Source organism: Streptomyces sp. S186 (genome assembly GCF_051603415.1).
Lineage (GTDB): Bacteria > Actinomycetota > Actinomycetes > Streptomycetales > Streptomycetaceae > Streptomyces.
Window position 1 is genome coordinate 4,406,109 of record NZ_CP193932.1, and the last position, 14,242, is coordinate 4,420,350.

The 14,242-nt window shown below is 75.0% G+C and carries 13 protein-coding genes; 11 read left to right on the forward strand and 2 right to left on the reverse strand.

Annotation, left to right across the window (positions count from 1 at the left end; all coding sequences use genetic code 11):
* Positions 1–40: 40 nt before the first annotated feature.
* From ACRAS8_RS18930 to ACRAS8_RS18980, 11 genes are all read left to right on the forward strand, one after another.
* The gene (locus tag ACRAS8_RS18930; protein WP_438487222.1) at positions 41–910 is read left to right on the forward strand and encodes a carbon monoxide dehydrogenase subunit G; all 870 of its coding nucleotides are present in this window, start codon (positions 41–43) and stop codon (positions 908–910) included.
* 104 nt (positions 911–1,014) lie between these two features.
* Positions 1,015–1,851, forward strand: a complete 837-nt coding sequence (locus ACRAS8_RS18935) for an aldose 1-epimerase (RefSeq protein ID WP_438487223.1) — start codon at positions 1,015–1,017, stop codon at positions 1,849–1,851.
* Positions 1,852–1,893: 42 nt separating this feature from the next.
* Complete coding sequence (pyrE, locus tag ACRAS8_RS18940) at positions 1,894–2,436, forward strand: orotate phosphoribosyltransferase (protein WP_438487224.1); 543 nt, start codon at positions 1,894–1,896, stop codon at positions 2,434–2,436.
* 249 nt (positions 2,437–2,685) lie between these two features.
* Positions 2,686–3,708, forward strand: a complete 1,023-nt coding sequence (fbaA, locus tag ACRAS8_RS18945) for a class II fructose-bisphosphate aldolase (protein WP_438487225.1) — start codon at positions 2,686–2,688, stop codon at positions 3,706–3,708.
* Between the two features lie 96 nt (positions 3,709–3,804).
* Entirely contained in the window at positions 3,805–5,355 is a 1,551-nt protein-coding gene (locus ACRAS8_RS18950; protein ID WP_438487226.1) for an MFS transporter, read from the forward strand.
* Positions 5,356–5,625: 270 nt separating this feature from the next.
* On the forward strand, positions 5,626–6,039 hold the full coding sequence (locus tag ACRAS8_RS18955) for a DUF3151 domain-containing protein (RefSeq protein WP_438487227.1): 414 nt from the start codon (positions 5,626–5,628) through the stop codon (positions 6,037–6,039).
* A 213-nt stretch (positions 6,040–6,252) separates the two neighbouring features.
* Positions 6,253–7,155: a tryptophan 2,3-dioxygenase family protein gene (locus tag ACRAS8_RS18960; RefSeq protein ID WP_438487228.1), complete on the forward strand. Its 903-nt coding sequence runs from the start codon at positions 6,253–6,255 to the stop codon at positions 7,153–7,155.
* Positions 7,148–8,488, forward strand: a complete 1,341-nt coding sequence (kynU, locus tag ACRAS8_RS18965; RefSeq protein ID WP_438487229.1) for a kynureninase — start codon at positions 7,148–7,150, stop codon at positions 8,486–8,488. The genes ACRAS8_RS18960 and kynU overlap by 8 nt, the downstream gene beginning before the upstream one ends.
* Complete coding sequence (locus ACRAS8_RS18970; RefSeq protein WP_438487230.1) at positions 8,485–9,300, forward strand: alpha/beta hydrolase family protein; 816 nt, start codon at positions 8,485–8,487, stop codon at positions 9,298–9,300. Before kynU ends, ACRAS8_RS18970 begins: the two co-directional genes overlap by 4 nt.
* Positions 9,301–9,417: 117 nt before the next feature.
* Positions 9,418–10,788 carry a sensor histidine kinase gene (locus ACRAS8_RS18975; protein ID WP_438490532.1) on the forward strand — a complete coding sequence of 457 codons (1,371 nt, stop codon included), beginning with the start codon at positions 9,418–9,420 and terminating at the stop codon, positions 10,786–10,788.
* Positions 10,785–11,441, forward strand: coding sequence for a response regulator (locus tag ACRAS8_RS18980; RefSeq protein WP_438487231.1), 657 nt, complete (start codon positions 10,785–10,787; stop codon positions 11,439–11,441). The genes ACRAS8_RS18975 and ACRAS8_RS18980 overlap by 4 nt, the downstream gene beginning before the upstream one ends.
* Before the next feature lie 113 nt (positions 11,442–11,554).
* On the opposite strand, the gene ACRAS8_RS18985 is transcribed toward ACRAS8_RS18980, so the two are convergent.
* Together ACRAS8_RS18985 and ACRAS8_RS18990 are read right to left on the reverse strand one after the other, a co-directional pair.
* Complete coding sequence (locus tag ACRAS8_RS18985; RefSeq protein WP_438487232.1) at positions 11,555–13,213, reverse strand: ABC transporter permease; 1,659 nt, start codon at positions 13,211–13,213, stop codon at positions 11,555–11,557.
* A complete protein-coding gene (locus tag ACRAS8_RS18990; protein WP_438487233.1) occupies positions 13,210–14,235 on the reverse strand; it encodes an ATP-binding cassette domain-containing protein in 1,026 nt (341 codons plus the stop codon). Before ACRAS8_RS18990 ends, ACRAS8_RS18985 begins: the two co-directional genes overlap by 4 nt.
* Between the last annotated feature and the right edge of the window lie 7 nt (positions 14,236–14,242).

The following is a 14,242-nucleotide window of genomic DNA, read 5'->3' on the forward strand; positions in this document are numbered from 1 at the left end:
GGTCCCCGCGGCGCCGGGGAAGGAATTAGGCTCCCATGCCATGGAGCATGAGGTGTACGTGCCGTTTCCCGTCGGGACCGTGCGACAGGCGCTCACCGAACCGGAGCGGGTGGCGCGCTGCGTCCCAGGAGTCCAGCTCGACGCCGATGCCGCCCCGCACCGCCCCGAGGGCCGGCTGCGGCTGCGTATCGGAGGCTCCACCATCACCTATCGCGGCGCGCTGACGGTCGGCGGCGGCCCGGACGACGGCCAGGGGGACGGCACTTCCGGGGCCGGCGGGACGGCCGCCCCGGTGATCATCGAGGCGAGCGGCACCGAGATCCGGGGCGAGGGGAGCGTGGCGCTGACGCTGACCGTCCGGCCGACCCCGGCTGCCGAGCCCGCTCCCGGGACGACGCTGGTGTGCACCGGCGCGGTCCGCAGCGAGGGCCGGCTGGCCGCCGCGGACGGCCGGTCCGCGGCGGCCGCCGGACGGCGCCTGCTGGACCGTTTCGCGGAGAACCTCGCGGTGGATCTGACGGACCGCCCGGTCGAGGAGGCCCCCGGGCCGGTGGCGCCGGGCCTCTTCGACACCGAGGTCCCGCCCTCGTCCCCCGATCCGCTCGGCGACGTCGACGACGTCCTGGAAGAGGCAGCGTTCGCCGCCGGCGACGAGGACGGGCCGGGTGCCACGGGCGGCCCGGAGGAGCTGTCCGGCGGCGTGCCCGCGGAGGCCGCGCACGCCCGCCGGACGATGATCGGGCGCAGCGCGGAGGAGGTGGACCACGCCCCGCCGCGCGGCCGGTACGCGCCGGTGCCCGCGCCGGAGCCCGGCGGAAGCTCGGTGCCGCTGCGCTGGGCGGCGCCCGCCGCCGCGGTGGTGCTGGCCTCGGCCGTGGTGGTCGGACGGGTGCTGCGGCGGCGCCGCTGACCGTGCGGGAAGGGCCGTCTGCCGGGGCGCGTACCGCCGGCCGCGCGGTCTGCCCACCGTCCGGATCCGGGCGTGCGGCCGGGCCCACCGTTAGGGTCGCTTCCGTGAGCACCGAGAACACCACGCAGAGCGCGGCGCGGGAGCGCGGCGTACGACTGTCCGCCGGGGACGCCGAACTGACCGTCCACCCGGACAACGGCTGCCGGATCGGCAGCCTGCGCATCGGCGGCACCGAGCTGCTGCGCCAGGGCGACAAGTACGGCTGCTTCCCGATGGTCCCGTGGTGCGGCCGGATCGACCACGGGCGGTTCCGCAACGGCGGAGAAGAGCACCGGATGCCGGTCAACTCGCCGCCGCACGCCATCCACGGCACCGGCCGCGACCTGCGCTGGCGCACCGCGCGGAGCGGCGACACCGCGGCCGCCTTCACCTACGACCTGGCCGACCCCGCGGCTCCCTGGCCGTATCCGGGGACCGTCACCCAGGTCGTCGAACTGGCCGAGGACGGTGGCTCGCTCACCCTCACCATGGGCGTCGAGGCGACCGGTGACTCCTTCCCGGCGCAGGCCGGCTGGCACCCGTGGTTCCTGCGCGACCTCGGCGAGGGCGGCGATGTCCGTATTGACTTCGCTCCCGAGTGGCAGGAGGAGCGCGGCCCCGACCACCTCCCCGTCGGCCGTCGGATCACGCCGAAGCCCGGTCCCTGGGACGACTGCTTCGGGATGCCGCGCGGCGTCGAGGTGACGCTGACCTGGCCGGACCGGCTGGAGCTGACGGTCTCCAGCCGCGCCGAGTGGGTCGTGGTCTACGACGAGCAGGAGGCGGCGGTCTGCGTGGAGCCGCAGTCCGGCCCCCCGAACGGGCTGAACACCGCGCCCCGCCTGGTCACCCCGATCGATCCGCTGGAGGTCTCCACGACCTGGAGCTGGCGTGCCCTGTAGCCGCGGACGCCGTGGTGAGGGCGCTGTCCTAAGCTCGTGCGCATGACTGACGACGTGCGCGGCGAGCTGCTGCAGCAGATCAAGGACAAGGCCGTGGTGCACGGCAAGGTGACGCTCTCCTCCGGCAAGGAGGCCGACTACTACATCGACCTGCGCCGGATCACCCTCGACAGCCAGGCGGCGCCGCTGGTCGGTCAGCTGATGCTCGACCTCACCGCCGATCTGGACTTCGACGCGGTCGGCGGTCTGACGCTCGGTGCCGACCCGGTGGCGACGTCGATGCTGCACGCCGCCGCCGCCCGCGGCCGCCGGCTGGACGCCTTCGTCGTCCGCAAGGCGCAGAAGGCCCACGGCATGCAGCGCCGGATCGAGGGCCCGGACATCACGGGCCGCCGGGTCCTGGTCGTCGAGGACACCTCCACCACCGGCGGCTCGCCGCTGACCGCTGTCGAGGCGGCGCGGGAGGCCGGCGCCGAGGTCGTTGCGGTCGCGACGATCGTCGACCGGGGTGCCGCCTCGGCCATCGCGGACGCCGGGCTCCCGTACCTCACCGGCTACCAGCTCGGTGACCTCGGTCTGGACTGACGACCCGATCGGGTCGTTCTCGCCGGCCCGTGGCATGACCCACGGCCCGGTGTTTCACGTGAAACCGCGCAGTGTTTCACGTGAAACACCGGGTGCCGTGGCACGGCACGCCGCGTCCTGCCCCCCGGCCGGGGGCCGCACGGGCGATGTGGAGCAATCCAGTGAGTCTGGGAAGATGTGCCACGGCGAAGTCGTCGCCCCCTGGTCAGGGCCAAGAACGCACACCCCGCACACACAAGGAGCGGACAGATGCCCATCGCAACCCCTGAGGTCTACAACGAGATGCTGGACCGGGCGAAGGCAGGCAAGTTCGCCTACCCGGCCATCAACGTGACGTCCACGCAGACGCTGCACGCGGCGCTGCGCGGTTTCGCCGAGGCCGAGAGCGACGGCATCATCCAGATCTCCACCGGTGGTGCGGAGTTCCTGGGCGGTCAGTACAGCAAGGACATGGTCACCGGTGCGGTGGCGCTGGCCGAGTTCGCGCACGTGGTCGCCGAGAAGTACGGCGTCAACGTCGCCCTGCACACCGACCACTGCCCCAAGGACAAGCTGGACGGTTACGTCCGCCCGCTGATCGCGATCTCCGAGGAGCGCGTCAAGGCCGGCCGCAACCCGCTCTTCCAGTCGCACATGTGGGACGGCTCCGCCGAGACCCTCGCCGACAACCTCGCCATCGCGCAGGAGCTGCTGCCCCGCGCCGCCGCCGCCAAGATCATTCTTGAGGTCGAGATCACCCCGACCGGTGGCGAGGAGGACGGCGTCACCCACGAGATCAACGACGAGCTCTACACCACGGTCGAGGACGCGCTGCGCACCGCCGAGGCGCTGGGCCTGGGCGAGCAGGGCCGCTACCTGCTCGCCGCCTCCTTCGGCAACGTCCACGGCGTCTACAAGCCGGGCAACGTCGTGCTCCGCCCCGAGCTGCTGAAGGACCTCCAGGAGGGCGTCGGCGCGAAGTACGGCAAGGCGTCGCCGTTCGACTTCGTCTTCCACGGCGGCTCCGGCTCCACCGAGGAGGAGATCGCCACCGCGCTGGAGAACGGCGTGGTCAAGATGAACCTCGACACCGACACCCAGTACGCCTTCACCCGCCCGGTCGCGGACCACATGTTCCGCAACTACGACGGTGTGCTGAAGGTCGACGGCGAGGTCGGCAACAAGAAGACCTACGACCCGCGCAGCTGGGGCAAGCTGGCCGAGGCCGGCATGGCCAAGCGCGTCACCGAGGCGTGCGCCAACCTGCGCTCCACGGGCACCAGGCTGAAGTAGCCGCCCGGCGGCTCCCCGGGCCCCGCAGCCGTGCCGGTTGCGGGGCCCTTCGCCGTCCGTGGGGCGGGCGCCCGCGGAACGGGGCATGCTCACCGTATGGAGCAACCCGTCAGGAGCGCGCCGGGGCGGGTCCGGCTGGCCTCGCCACAGGGCCGCCGGGTGCTGGCCACGACCGTCCTCGGCTCGGGCATGGCGATGCTCGACAGCACGGTCGTCAATGTCGCGCTGCCCAGGATCGGCGCGGATCTCGACGCGGACCTCGCGGTCCTTCAGTGGACCGTCACCGCCTACATGCTCACCCTCTCCTCGCTGATCCTGCTGGGCGGCTCGCTGGGCGACCGGTACGGCCGGCGCCGGATCTTCGTCATCGGCGTCGTCTGGTTCGCGGTGGCCTCGCTGCTGTGCGGGCTGGCCCCGAACGCCGGGGTGCTGGTCGCCGCCCGCGCGCTCCAGGGCATCGGCGGCGCCCTGCTCACCCCCGGCTCCCTCGCGCTCATCCAGGCCGTCTTCCACCCCGACGACCGGGCGCGCGCCGTCGGCGCGTGGTCCGGCCTGGGCGGGGTGGCCGCGGCCGTCGGCCCGTTCGTCGGCGGCTGGCTGGTGGACGGCGCGGGCTGGCGCTGGGTGTTCTTCCTCAACGTGCCGCTGGCGGCGGCCTGCGTCCCGATCGCGCTGCGGCACGTCCCCGAGACCCGCGAGCGGGCCACCGGCCGGGCCCGCGGCTTCGACGTACCCGGGGCGGTACTGGGCGCGCTGGCGCTGGCCGGCGTCAGCTACGCGCTGATCGAGGCGCCGGGCCGCGGCGCCTCACCCGCGGTGATCGTGCCCGCCGTGGCCGGGGTCCTGCTCGGAGCGGCCTTCCTCCACGTGGAACGGCGCCGGCCCGCCCCCATGCTGCCCCCTGCGATCTTCACCATCCGCCAGTTCACCGCCGTCAACGCGGTGACGGTCTGCGTCTACGCCGCGTTCGGCGGCTTCTTCTTCCTCTCCGTGCTCCAGCTCCAGGTCGTCGTCGGCTACTCGGCCCTCCAGGCCGGCACCGCGCTGCTGCCCACGACGGTGCTGATGCTGCTGCTGTCGGCCCGCTCCGGCGAACTGGGCCAGCGGATCGGACCGCGGATCCCGCTCACCGTCGGCCCGGCGCTCTGCGCGGCCGGCATGCTGCTGATGACCCGGGTCGGCCCGGGCGCCTCCTACCTCGCCGACGTGCTGCCCGCCCTGGTGGTGCTGGGCGCCGGCATGGTGACGCTGGTCGCCCCGCTCACCGCCACCGTGCTGGCGTCCGTGGACGTCGACCGGGCGGGCCTGGCCAGCGGCATCAACAACGCCGCCGCCCGCGCCGCCGGCCTGGTCGCGGTGGCCGCCCTCCCGCTGCTGGCCGGCATGGGCCCCGAAACCTACCGCTCGGCCCCCGCCTTCGCCGCCGCCTTCCGCCGCGCCATGCCGCTGTGCGCCGCGATCCTGCTGGCCGGCGCCCTGATCGCCTGGCTGACCGTCCGTCGCGACATCCTCCATCCCACCCCACCGCAAGCCCCCGAACCCTGCCACGCCGAATGCACCTATCACTGCGCCGTAAACGCCCCACCCCTCGACCCCGGCACCCCGGACTCCCCCGCCCAGCACCCTCGGCCCAAGCCGCCGCCCTGACTGCCGCACCGGCACGGGACCACTCACGCCAGCCCCAACCCACCGTCTCTATGACCACCCACGGGAGGGGACGGGTCGGAGGGGCAGGGGTGTGCCGGACGTAAAGCGAAGCAGTCCGGCACACCCCTGCCCCGGAGGCCCGGCACCGCGGCCGAACAGCCCCGCGCAGCGGACTCCATGCGCCGAAGGCGCAAAGACGCCCCCCGCACGGCGGGAAACCCGACAACGTGGGATGCCGGCCAAGCGCAGCGGAAGGGCAGACTAGGGTCCATGCCCATTCACGAAAACCTCCTAGGGGGCCCGCCCCCGACGCACCTGCCCGACGACCCGGAGCCCCGCGCGCTGCTCGCCTCGGGTACCGCGCCCGCCGACGTCGCCGCGAAGTACCCGGCCTCCTCCCTGGCCTGGGCCCAGCTCGCCGACGACGCCTTCGAGGCCGGCCGGGTCGTCGAGTCGTACGCCTACGCCCGTACCGGCTACCACCGCGGCCTGGACGCGCTGCGCCGGGCCGGCTGGAAGGGCCACGGCCCGGTGCCGTTCGAGCACGAGCCCAACCGCGGCTTCCTTCGCGCGCTGCACGCCCTCGCCCGCGCCGCGCAGGCCATCGGCGAGCAGGAGGAGTACGAGCGCTGCTCGGCCTTCCTCCGGGACTCCTCGCCGACCGCGGCCGACACGCTCTCCTGAGCCGCCCCGACCGCCCGCCCCGACCGCCCGCCCCGACCCCGGGGCGGGCGGCCCGGGCCGGGCGCAAGATCGTGCCCGGCCCTTGCGCGGTGGTGGTGCAGCACCGATGATTTCAGTGGGCCGGGTCATCCCGCGCCCGAGGGGACCGGGGCTCCCGAGCCGACCAGGAAGGAGCGGACCGCTACCCGGTAGTTCGCACCTGAGGAGTCCCTCATGTCGCAACCGTCTCCCACCCGTTCCGCGCATCAGGCCCCGGCGCCGGACACCGCGCCGGACACCGCGCCCCCCGAGACGGAACCGCCGCTCGGCCCCGATCTGAGCATCGGCGCCGGCGCCACCACCCCGTACGAGGACTACGTCCGCGCGAGCGTCCTCACCCATCTCCAGCAGCTCCAGTCCGACGACCCGGGCGAGATGGTCTTCCTGGTGACCACCCAGGTGATGGAGCTGTGGTTCACCGTCATCGTCCACGAGTGGCAGACCGCCGCCGACGCGCTGCGCCGGGACGATCTGCCGGTGGCCACGGACGCGCTGCGCCGTTCCACGTGGGAGCTGGAGGCGCTCAACGCCGCCTGGAAGCCGCTGGCCCGGCTGACGCCGGCACAGTTCAACGCCTACCGCGGCGCGCTCGGCGAGGGCAGCGGGTTCCAGTCCGCGATGTACCGGCGGCTGGAGTTCCTGCTCGGCGAGAAGTCCGCGTCGATGCTGGTGCCGCACCGCGGCTCCGCGGAGGACCACGCCGCGCTGGAGAAGGCGCTGCACGAACCGAGCCTGTACGACGAGGTGCTGCGGCTGCTGGCCCGCCGCGGCCACCCGGTCCCGGAGGCCGTCCTGCGGCGCGACGTGGCCGAGCGCTACGAGCCGGACCCAGCCGTCGAGGAGGTCTGGGCCGCCGTCTTCGCCGGACCGCAGGACTGTGAACTCGCCCGGCTCGGCGAGCTGTTGACCGATGTCGCGGAGCTGGTCTGGCGCTGGCGCAACGACCATCTGGTGGCGACCCGGCGGGCGATGGGCGCGAAAATGGGCACCGGCGGGTCCGCGGGAGTCGCCTGGCTGGAGAAGCGGGCCCGTAAGAACGTCTTCCCCGAGCTGTGGACGGCGCGAAGCCATGTCTGAGAGCCGCGAGACCCCGCAGCGCCCCGGCCCCGCCGCCCCGGCACGTACGGAGGCCGGGCGCGCCGCCGAACTGGACGCGGCCGGGCCGCTCACCGCCACCCGCGACCGGTTCGTCCTCGACGACACCACCAGCTATCTCGACGGCAACTCCCTCGGCGCGTTGCCCCGGTCGGTGCCCGGCCGGATCGCCGAGGTGATCGCACGCGAGTGGGGCGAGCTGCGCATCCGGTCCTGGACCGAGGCCGGCTGGTGGACCGCGCCCGAGCGGATCGGCGAGAAGATCGCCCCGCTCGTCGGGGCGGCACCGGGCCAGGTGGTGGTCGGCGACTCCACCAGCGTCAACGTCTTCAAGGCGGTGACCGGCGGCATCCGGATGGCCGGGAAGGGCTGCACGGAGATCCTGGTCGACGCCACGACCTTCCCCACCGATGGCTATGTCGCCCGCTCCGCGGCCCGGATGGCCGGCCTCGCGGTCCGGCCGGTCGAGCCGGCCCGGATCGCCGACGAGGTCACCGAGCGGACCGCGCTGGCGCTGGTCAACCACGTCGACTACCGCACCGGCGAGCTCCACGACATGGACCGGATCACCGCCGCGCTGCACTCCGCGGGCGCGCTGGCGGTCTGGGACCTGTGCCACAGCGCCGGCGCGCTGCCGGTCGCGCTGGACGCCTGCGGGGCGGACCTCGCGGTGGGCTGCACCTACAAGTACCTCAACGGCGGCCCCGGTTCGCCCGCGTACCTCTACATCCGGCAGAGCCTCCAGGAGCGGTTCGAGTCGCCGCTGCCGGGCTGGAACTCGCACGCCGACCCGTTCGGGATGGACCCCGGCTTCACCCCGGCCGACGGCGTGCTGCGCGGCCGCGTCGGCACCCCCGACATCCTCTCGATGCTCGCTCTGGAGGCGGCGCTGGAGGCGTGGGAGGGCGTCGCCGTCGAGGAGGTGCGGGCCAAGAGCCTGGCGCTGACCGACTTCTTCCTGGAGTGCGTCGCCGCGTATGTGCCGCCCGGGCGGGTCCGCTCGGTCACCCCGTCCGAGCACCGGCGGCGCGGCAGCCAGATCTCGCTGGCGTGCCCGGGGGCCGGCGAGGTGATGGCGGAGCTGATCCGCCGCGGGGTGGTCGGCGACTTCCGCCCCCCGGACGTGCTGCGTTTCGGCTTCACCCCGCTTTACACCACCTTCGCGGACGCCGAGCGGGCGGCGTGGGTGCTCGGCGAGGTGCTGCGGGAGCAGGCCGCGGCGGAGCCGCAAGCGGGAGCGGAGCCGGCAGCCGGAGCGGGGCCGGGGCCGGCGGGCCAGGAGTGGGACGGCACGGCGGGCGGCGGCGCGGGGTGACCGCGGCCGACGAGGAGGCGGCGCTGCTGGGGCTCGCCCCGGTGGCGCCGGCCCGCACGGTGGCGTACGGCCCGCACCCGGACCAGGTCGTCGACTTCCACGGCCCGTGGCCCGGGACCGGGCCCCTCGTCGTCCTGCTGCACGGCGGGTTCTGGCGGGCCGCGTACGACCGGCACCACCTCTCGCCGTGCGCGGCGGAGCTGGCCCGGCACGGGCTGCCGGTCGCGCTGGCCGAGTACCGCAGGGTCGGCGCGGGCGGCGGCGCGCCGTGGACGTTCGAGGACGTCCGGGCGGCCGTGGCGGCCGCGGCCGGCGCGGGGGCGCGAGCCGGGGCGCCGCCCCGCGGGATCGTGCTCGTCGGGCACTCCGCGGGCGGCCATCTCGCGCTGCTCGCCGCCGCCCGTCCCCGCCCGCCGGTGACCCGGGTCGTCGCGGTGGCCCCGGTCGCCGATCTGGCCCGCGCCCATGAGCTGGGCCTGAGCGACGGCGCGGTGGCCGGGCTGCTCGGCGCCGGCCCCGGCTTCGCCGGCCGGCTGGCCGACGCCGATCCGGTCCGCCATCCGCCGGCCGGCATCCCCGTCGCGCTGCTGCACGGCACCGACGACCCGGACGTCCCGCCGGAGCTCTCCCGCCGCTACGCCGCCGCCCACCCCGCCGCGACCACGCTGCGCGAACTGCCCGGCACCGGCCACTACGCCCCGATGACGCCCGGCACCGACGCCTTCCGCACGCTGCTGGAACTGATCCGCGGCGGCGGACCGGGGGCCGCTGAGGCCGCCGCGGAACCGCCGGGCGCCGGCCGCACCGCGTAGTGCCTGACCTGCGTAGTGCCTGACCCACGTGGTTCCTGCCCCGCGTAGTACTTGAGACGGACCCCGGCAGATCCGCTTCGGTGGGGACGCCTCTACGGGCCGCGCCTGCTTACCGTGGTGTACGTGAACGAGACCCCCCAGACACCGGGCGACCTGCATTCCGAGGCGCGGATAGCCCACGGCGTGCTGCACACCCTGCGCCAGGACCTGTTCGCCGGTGCCTTCGCCCTCCGCCCGCTGCCGCCGCTGGACGACGCCAAGCTGGCGCGGCGGCTGTCCTGGCTGCCGGAGCGGGCCCGCCACTGGGCCCGCTGGCTCCCGCACGGCGCCGTCGGCTTCCTCGCGGCCTGCATCTTCCTGGGGTCCGTCGGCCCCGCTTACGACGCCAGTGCGACGCGGCAGATGCTGGACGTCGTCCTCGCGCTGATGATGGCGGTGCCGGTGGTGCTGGTGCTGTTCCGGCCGGTGGGCGCGTTCTGGCTGTCGCTGGCGGCGTTCTTCGTGGAGGCGCTCGGCTCCCGGTTCTTCTCGCCGTACGCCAGCGTCTGGAGCTCCGCCTTCATCGTGCATCTCGCCGTGATGACGCTGGTGGTGCTGCGCACCCGGCCGCGGCTGGCGGTGGAGATGTGGGGGGTCACCTTCGGGCTGGGGGCAGTGGTCTCGGTGCTCGTCCGAAGCGGCGCCCTGGGCGACATGCCGCCGGTGGCGTTCTTCTCCGGGGTGGTGCTGGTCTCGGCCGCCGCGGTCCGGGCCTGGCGGGAGGAGCGCCGGCAGGTCGTGGAGACCCGCAGCGTCACCGCCGAGGAGCGCTCCCGCCGCACCCTGCTGGAGGAGCGCGCGCTGATCGCCCGGGAACTGCACGACGTGGTCGCGCATCACATGTCGGTGATCGCCATCCAGGCCGAGGCCGCGCCCTACCGCGTCGCCGACCCGCCGCCCGAGCTCGCCAAGTCCTTCGCCACCATCCGCGAGAACGCCGTCGCCGCGCTCACCGAGCTCCGCCGCATCCTCGGCGTGGTCCGTTCCGAGGACCCGGACGCCTTCGCCGAGCGCGACCCGGAGGCCCCGCAGCCGACGCTGGCCAGCCTGGACGGGCTGCTGGAGAGCGTCCGGGGCGCCGGGCTGACCGTCGAAGCGGTGATCACCGGGTCCGCCCGGCCGCTGCCGCAGGGCGTGGAGCTGTCGGCGTACCGGATCGTGCAGGAGGCGCTGAGCAACGCGTTGCGGCACTCGCCGGGCGCGGACGCGCGGGTGGAGATCTCCTACGTCCTGGGCGGGCTGGGGCTGCGGATCGTCAACGGCGCCCCGAGCCGGCTCGCCAAGCCCTCGCCGGGCGCCGGCCACGGACTGCTCGGCATGCGGGAGCGGGTGCAGATGCTCGGCGGTGAGATGACGGCCGACCACACCGAGGACGGCGGTTTCGAGGTCGCGGCCTTCCTGCCGGCGCACACCGCCGGCGAGAGCGCGCGGGGCGGGAGCGGGGCATGATCCGGGTACTGATCGTCGACGACCAGGTGATGGTCCGCGAGGGCTTCTCCGTGCTGCTCAACGCCATGCCCGACATCGAGGTCATCGGGGAGGCCGTCGACGGCCGGCAGGCGGTGGAGAAGGTCTCGCTCCTCAAGCCGGACGTCGTCCTGATGGACATCCGGATGCCGGAGATGAACGGCCTGGAGGCGACCCGCGAGATCGTCGCCGCCGACGCGGACGCCAAGGTGCTGGTGCTGACCACCTTCGATCTGGACGAGTACGTCTACCAGGCGCTGCGGTCCGGGGCCAGCGGCTTCCTGCTCAAGGACGCCTCGGCCGGCCAGCTCGCCGAGGGCGTGCGGATCGTCGCCGCCGGGGAGGCGCTGCTCGCCCCGACCGTCACCAAGCGGCTGATCAACGAGTTCTCCCGGCTGGGCTCGCCGCGCGCCCCGGCCCAGGAGCGCATCGGCGATCTGACGGAGCGGGAGACCGAGGTCCTGGTGCTGGTGGCGCAGGGTCTGTCGAACGGTGAGATCGCCGCCCATCTCGTCGTCGCCGAGTCGACGGTGAAGACGCACGTCAGCCGGATCCTGGTGAAGCTGGGGCTGCGCGACCGGACCCAGGCGGCGGTCTTCGCCTACGAGGCGCGGCTGGTGACGCCGGGCGGCTGACGGCGCCGCCCGCCCCGCTGTCCACACCCTGTGGACGGTGGGGCGCGGACCGCGTACCGCGCCGCCGGAGTCCGCTGCGGCTCCGGCGGCGTACGACGGGCGGGGCCCGGGAATCAGCCGATGTCGCGGCGGCGGAGGCCGGCGAGACCGGCGGATATCAGGACCGCCGAGAGGGCCGTCAGCCAGAGGAAGGGCGCGGCCGTCACCGCGCCGCCGGGCAGCTTGGGCAGATGCCCGAACGGCGAGAGGTCCATCGCCCACTGGGGGAGCCGCAGCACCGGCCCGAGCCAGCCGACGGCGAGGCAGCCGCCGGTCAGCGCCCAGACCGCACCGGTGGCGCGGGGGAACAGGCCGAGGACGGCCGTCGCCGCCCCGGCGAGCGTCCACACCGCCGGGACCTGGGCCAGCGCGGCGGCCAGCACCCGGCCGGTGCCGCCGGCGACATCGCCGGCCGAGGCGCCGTAGGCGATCCCCAGGGTCAGGCCGCCGGCGGCCAGCACCACGGCGGTGCCGGCCAGCGCCAGGACCAGATGCCCGGCCGCCCAGCGCAGCCGGCCCACCGCGCCGGCCAGGACCGGCTCGGCCCGCCCGCCGGTCTCCTCGGCGCGTATCCGCAGCACCGCGCCCACGGCGCAGAGCGCCGCGATCATGCCGAGCAGGCCGGTGACCGAGGCCAGGAAGGCGTCCGCCAGGGACTGCTGCCCGCCGAGCCGCTCGAAGATCTCCCGGGTCCGCTGATTGCCGCCGACCAGGCTCGTGGCCCCCTTGGCGATCCCGCCGAACACCGCACCGGCGAGCGCGAAACCGGCCGTCCAGCCCGCCAGGGCCGTCCGCTGGAGCCGCCACGCCAGGCCGCCGGGACCGCCGAGCGAGCGGGGCGCCCGGGCGGGGCCGGGACGGGCCGGCAGGAAGCTCATCCCGATGTCGCGGCGGGCGGTCAGGGCGTAGGCCGCCGTCGTCGCCAGCGCCGTCGCGGCGGCGGGCAGCAGCAGCACCCACCAGCGCTCGCCGGCGTAGGCGCGCAGATTCTGCGCCCAGCCGACGGGGGAGAGCCAGGTGAGCGCGGGGCCGGCGCCGCTCCCGGGGGAGCCGCCGTCGGCGGCGGCGTCACCGGTGGCGCGCAGCGCGAAGGCGGCGCCCAGCACCGCGCCGGTCAGCCCCTTGGCCGGCCGGGCGCTCTCGGTGAGCTGGGCGGCGATGGCGGCCAGCGCGGCGAAGAGCAGGCCGGTGCCGCCGATCGCGACGCCCAGGGCGAGCGATCCGCCCGCCGGCAGTCCGGCCGCGGTCAGCCCGGCGGCGGTCAGCGCCGCGACCCCGGCGTCGGCGAGCAGCGCCGCCAGCAGGGCCGCGGTCAGCGGTGCCCGCCGGCCCACCATGGCGGCGGAGAGCAGCTCCTGGCGGCCGGTCTCCTCCTCTTCCCGGGTGTGCCGGACGACGATCAGCAGGCTCATCACGGCCGCCAGCACCGCCCCGAGCCCGGCCATCCGCCAGGCGACCAGGCCGCCGACGGAGTCGCCGAAGACCGGCCCGTACAGCGCGCGCAGCGAGCCGCTGGCGTTCATCGACGCGGCCAGTCCGGCGCGCTCGGCGGCGGTGGCGTAGAGCGAGGCGAAGGCCGGGCCCATGGCGGTGACGGACAGGCCGAGGGCGAGCACCCAGGCCGGGATCATCAGCCGGTCGCGGCGCAGGGCCAGCCGCAGCAGGGTGCCGGTGCCGGCCAGATGGCGCGGGCGGCCGGGGCGGGCGGCGGCCGGTGCGGTCGGGGCGCTCATCGGCCGGCCGTCCCTTCGGCCCGGGCGCCGTCCCGGTGGCGGGCGTCGGGGCGGAGGTCGTCCTGATAGTGCCGCAGGAAGAGCTCCTCCAGGGTGGGCGGGGTGCTGGTGAGGCTGCGCAGGCCGGCCGCGCCGAGCGGGCCGAGCACCGCGCCGAGCCGGTCGGTGTCGGCCTGGAGCCGGACGCGGCAGCCGCCGCCGGGGAGCGGCTGGACGGCGAGGCCGTGCACGCCGGCCAGCCCGTCGAGTCCGGCCGGCGGGCCGGCAAGCTCGGCGACGACGGTCGTGCGGGTCAGATGGCGCAGCTCCCCCAGCGAGCCGGACTCGACGGTGCGGCCCTTGCGGATGATGCTGACGCGGTCGCAGAGCGCCTCGACCTCGGACAGCACATGGCTGGAGAGCAGGACCGTGCGGCCGCGAGCGCGCTCCTCGGCCACGCAGCTCTGGAAGACCTCCTCCATCAGCGGGTCCAGCCCGGAGGTGGGCTCGTCGAGGATCAGCAGATCGACGTCGGAGGCGAAGGCGGCGACCAGGGCGACCTTCTGGCGGTTGCCCTTGGAGTAGGTGCGTCCCTTCTTGGTGGGGTCGAGCTCGAAGCGCTCCAGCAACTCGCTCCGCCGCGCGGCATTGAGTCCGCCCTCCCGTCGCCCGCCACCACCCGTCCACGGGAGGCGCTTCGCGCCGCTGCCTTGATGCAGCCGCCCGTACAGGTCGATGACCTCGCCGCCGGAGAGATTGCGCCACAGGGTGACGTCACCGGGGACGTAGGCGACGCGGCGGTGGATCTCGACGGCGTCCTGCCAGGGGTCCTTGCCGAGGACCCGCGCGGTGCCGCGGTCGGCGCGCAGCAGGCCCAGCAGGACGCGGAGGGTGGTGGACTTCCCCGCGCCGTTGGGCCCGAGGAAGCCGTGCACCTCACCGGCCTCGACCCGGAGGTCGAGGCCGTCCAGTGCGCGGGTCCGGCCGAAGGATTTGGCCAGGCCGGACACCTGGATCGCGGGGAAGGGATGCGCCTTCGTCATGGTTCCG

Excerpts from the sequence above, each read along its gene's own strand:
- ACRAS8_RS18930 (WP_438487222.1), top strand. The coding sequence starts at position 41 with ATGGAGCATGAGGTGTACGTGCCGTTTCCCGTCGGGACCGTGCGACAG.
- pyrE (WP_438487224.1), top strand. The coding sequence starts at position 1,894 with ATGACTGACGACGTGCGCGGCGAGCTGCTGCAGCAGATCAAGGACAAG.
- fbaA (WP_438487225.1), top strand. The coding sequence starts at position 2,686 with ATGCCCATCGCAACCCCTGAGGTCTACAACGAGATGCTGGACCGGGCG.
- ACRAS8_RS18950 (WP_438487226.1), top strand. The coding sequence starts at position 3,805 with ATGGAGCAACCCGTCAGGAGCGCGCCGGGGCGGGTCCGGCTGGCCTCG.
- ACRAS8_RS18955 (WP_438487227.1), top strand. The coding sequence starts at position 5,626 with ATGCCCATTCACGAAAACCTCCTAGGGGGCCCGCCCCCGACGCACCTG.
- ACRAS8_RS18960 (WP_438487228.1), top strand. The coding sequence starts at position 6,253 with ATGTCGCAACCGTCTCCCACCCGTTCCGCGCATCAGGCCCCGGCGCCG.
- kynU (WP_438487229.1), top strand. The coding sequence starts at position 7,148 with ATGTCTGAGAGCCGCGAGACCCCGCAGCGCCCCGGCCCCGCCGCCCCG.
- ACRAS8_RS18980 (WP_438487231.1), top strand. The coding sequence starts at position 10,785 with ATGATCCGGGTACTGATCGTCGACGACCAGGTGATGGTCCGCGAGGGC.
- ACRAS8_RS18985 (WP_438487232.1), bottom strand. The coding sequence starts at position 13,213 with ATGAGCGCCCCGACCGCACCGGCCGCCGCCCGCCCCGGCCGCCCGCGC.
- ACRAS8_RS18990 (WP_438487233.1), bottom strand. The coding sequence starts at position 14,235 with ATGACGAAGGCGCATCCCTTCCCCGCGATCCAGGTGTCCGGCCTGGCC.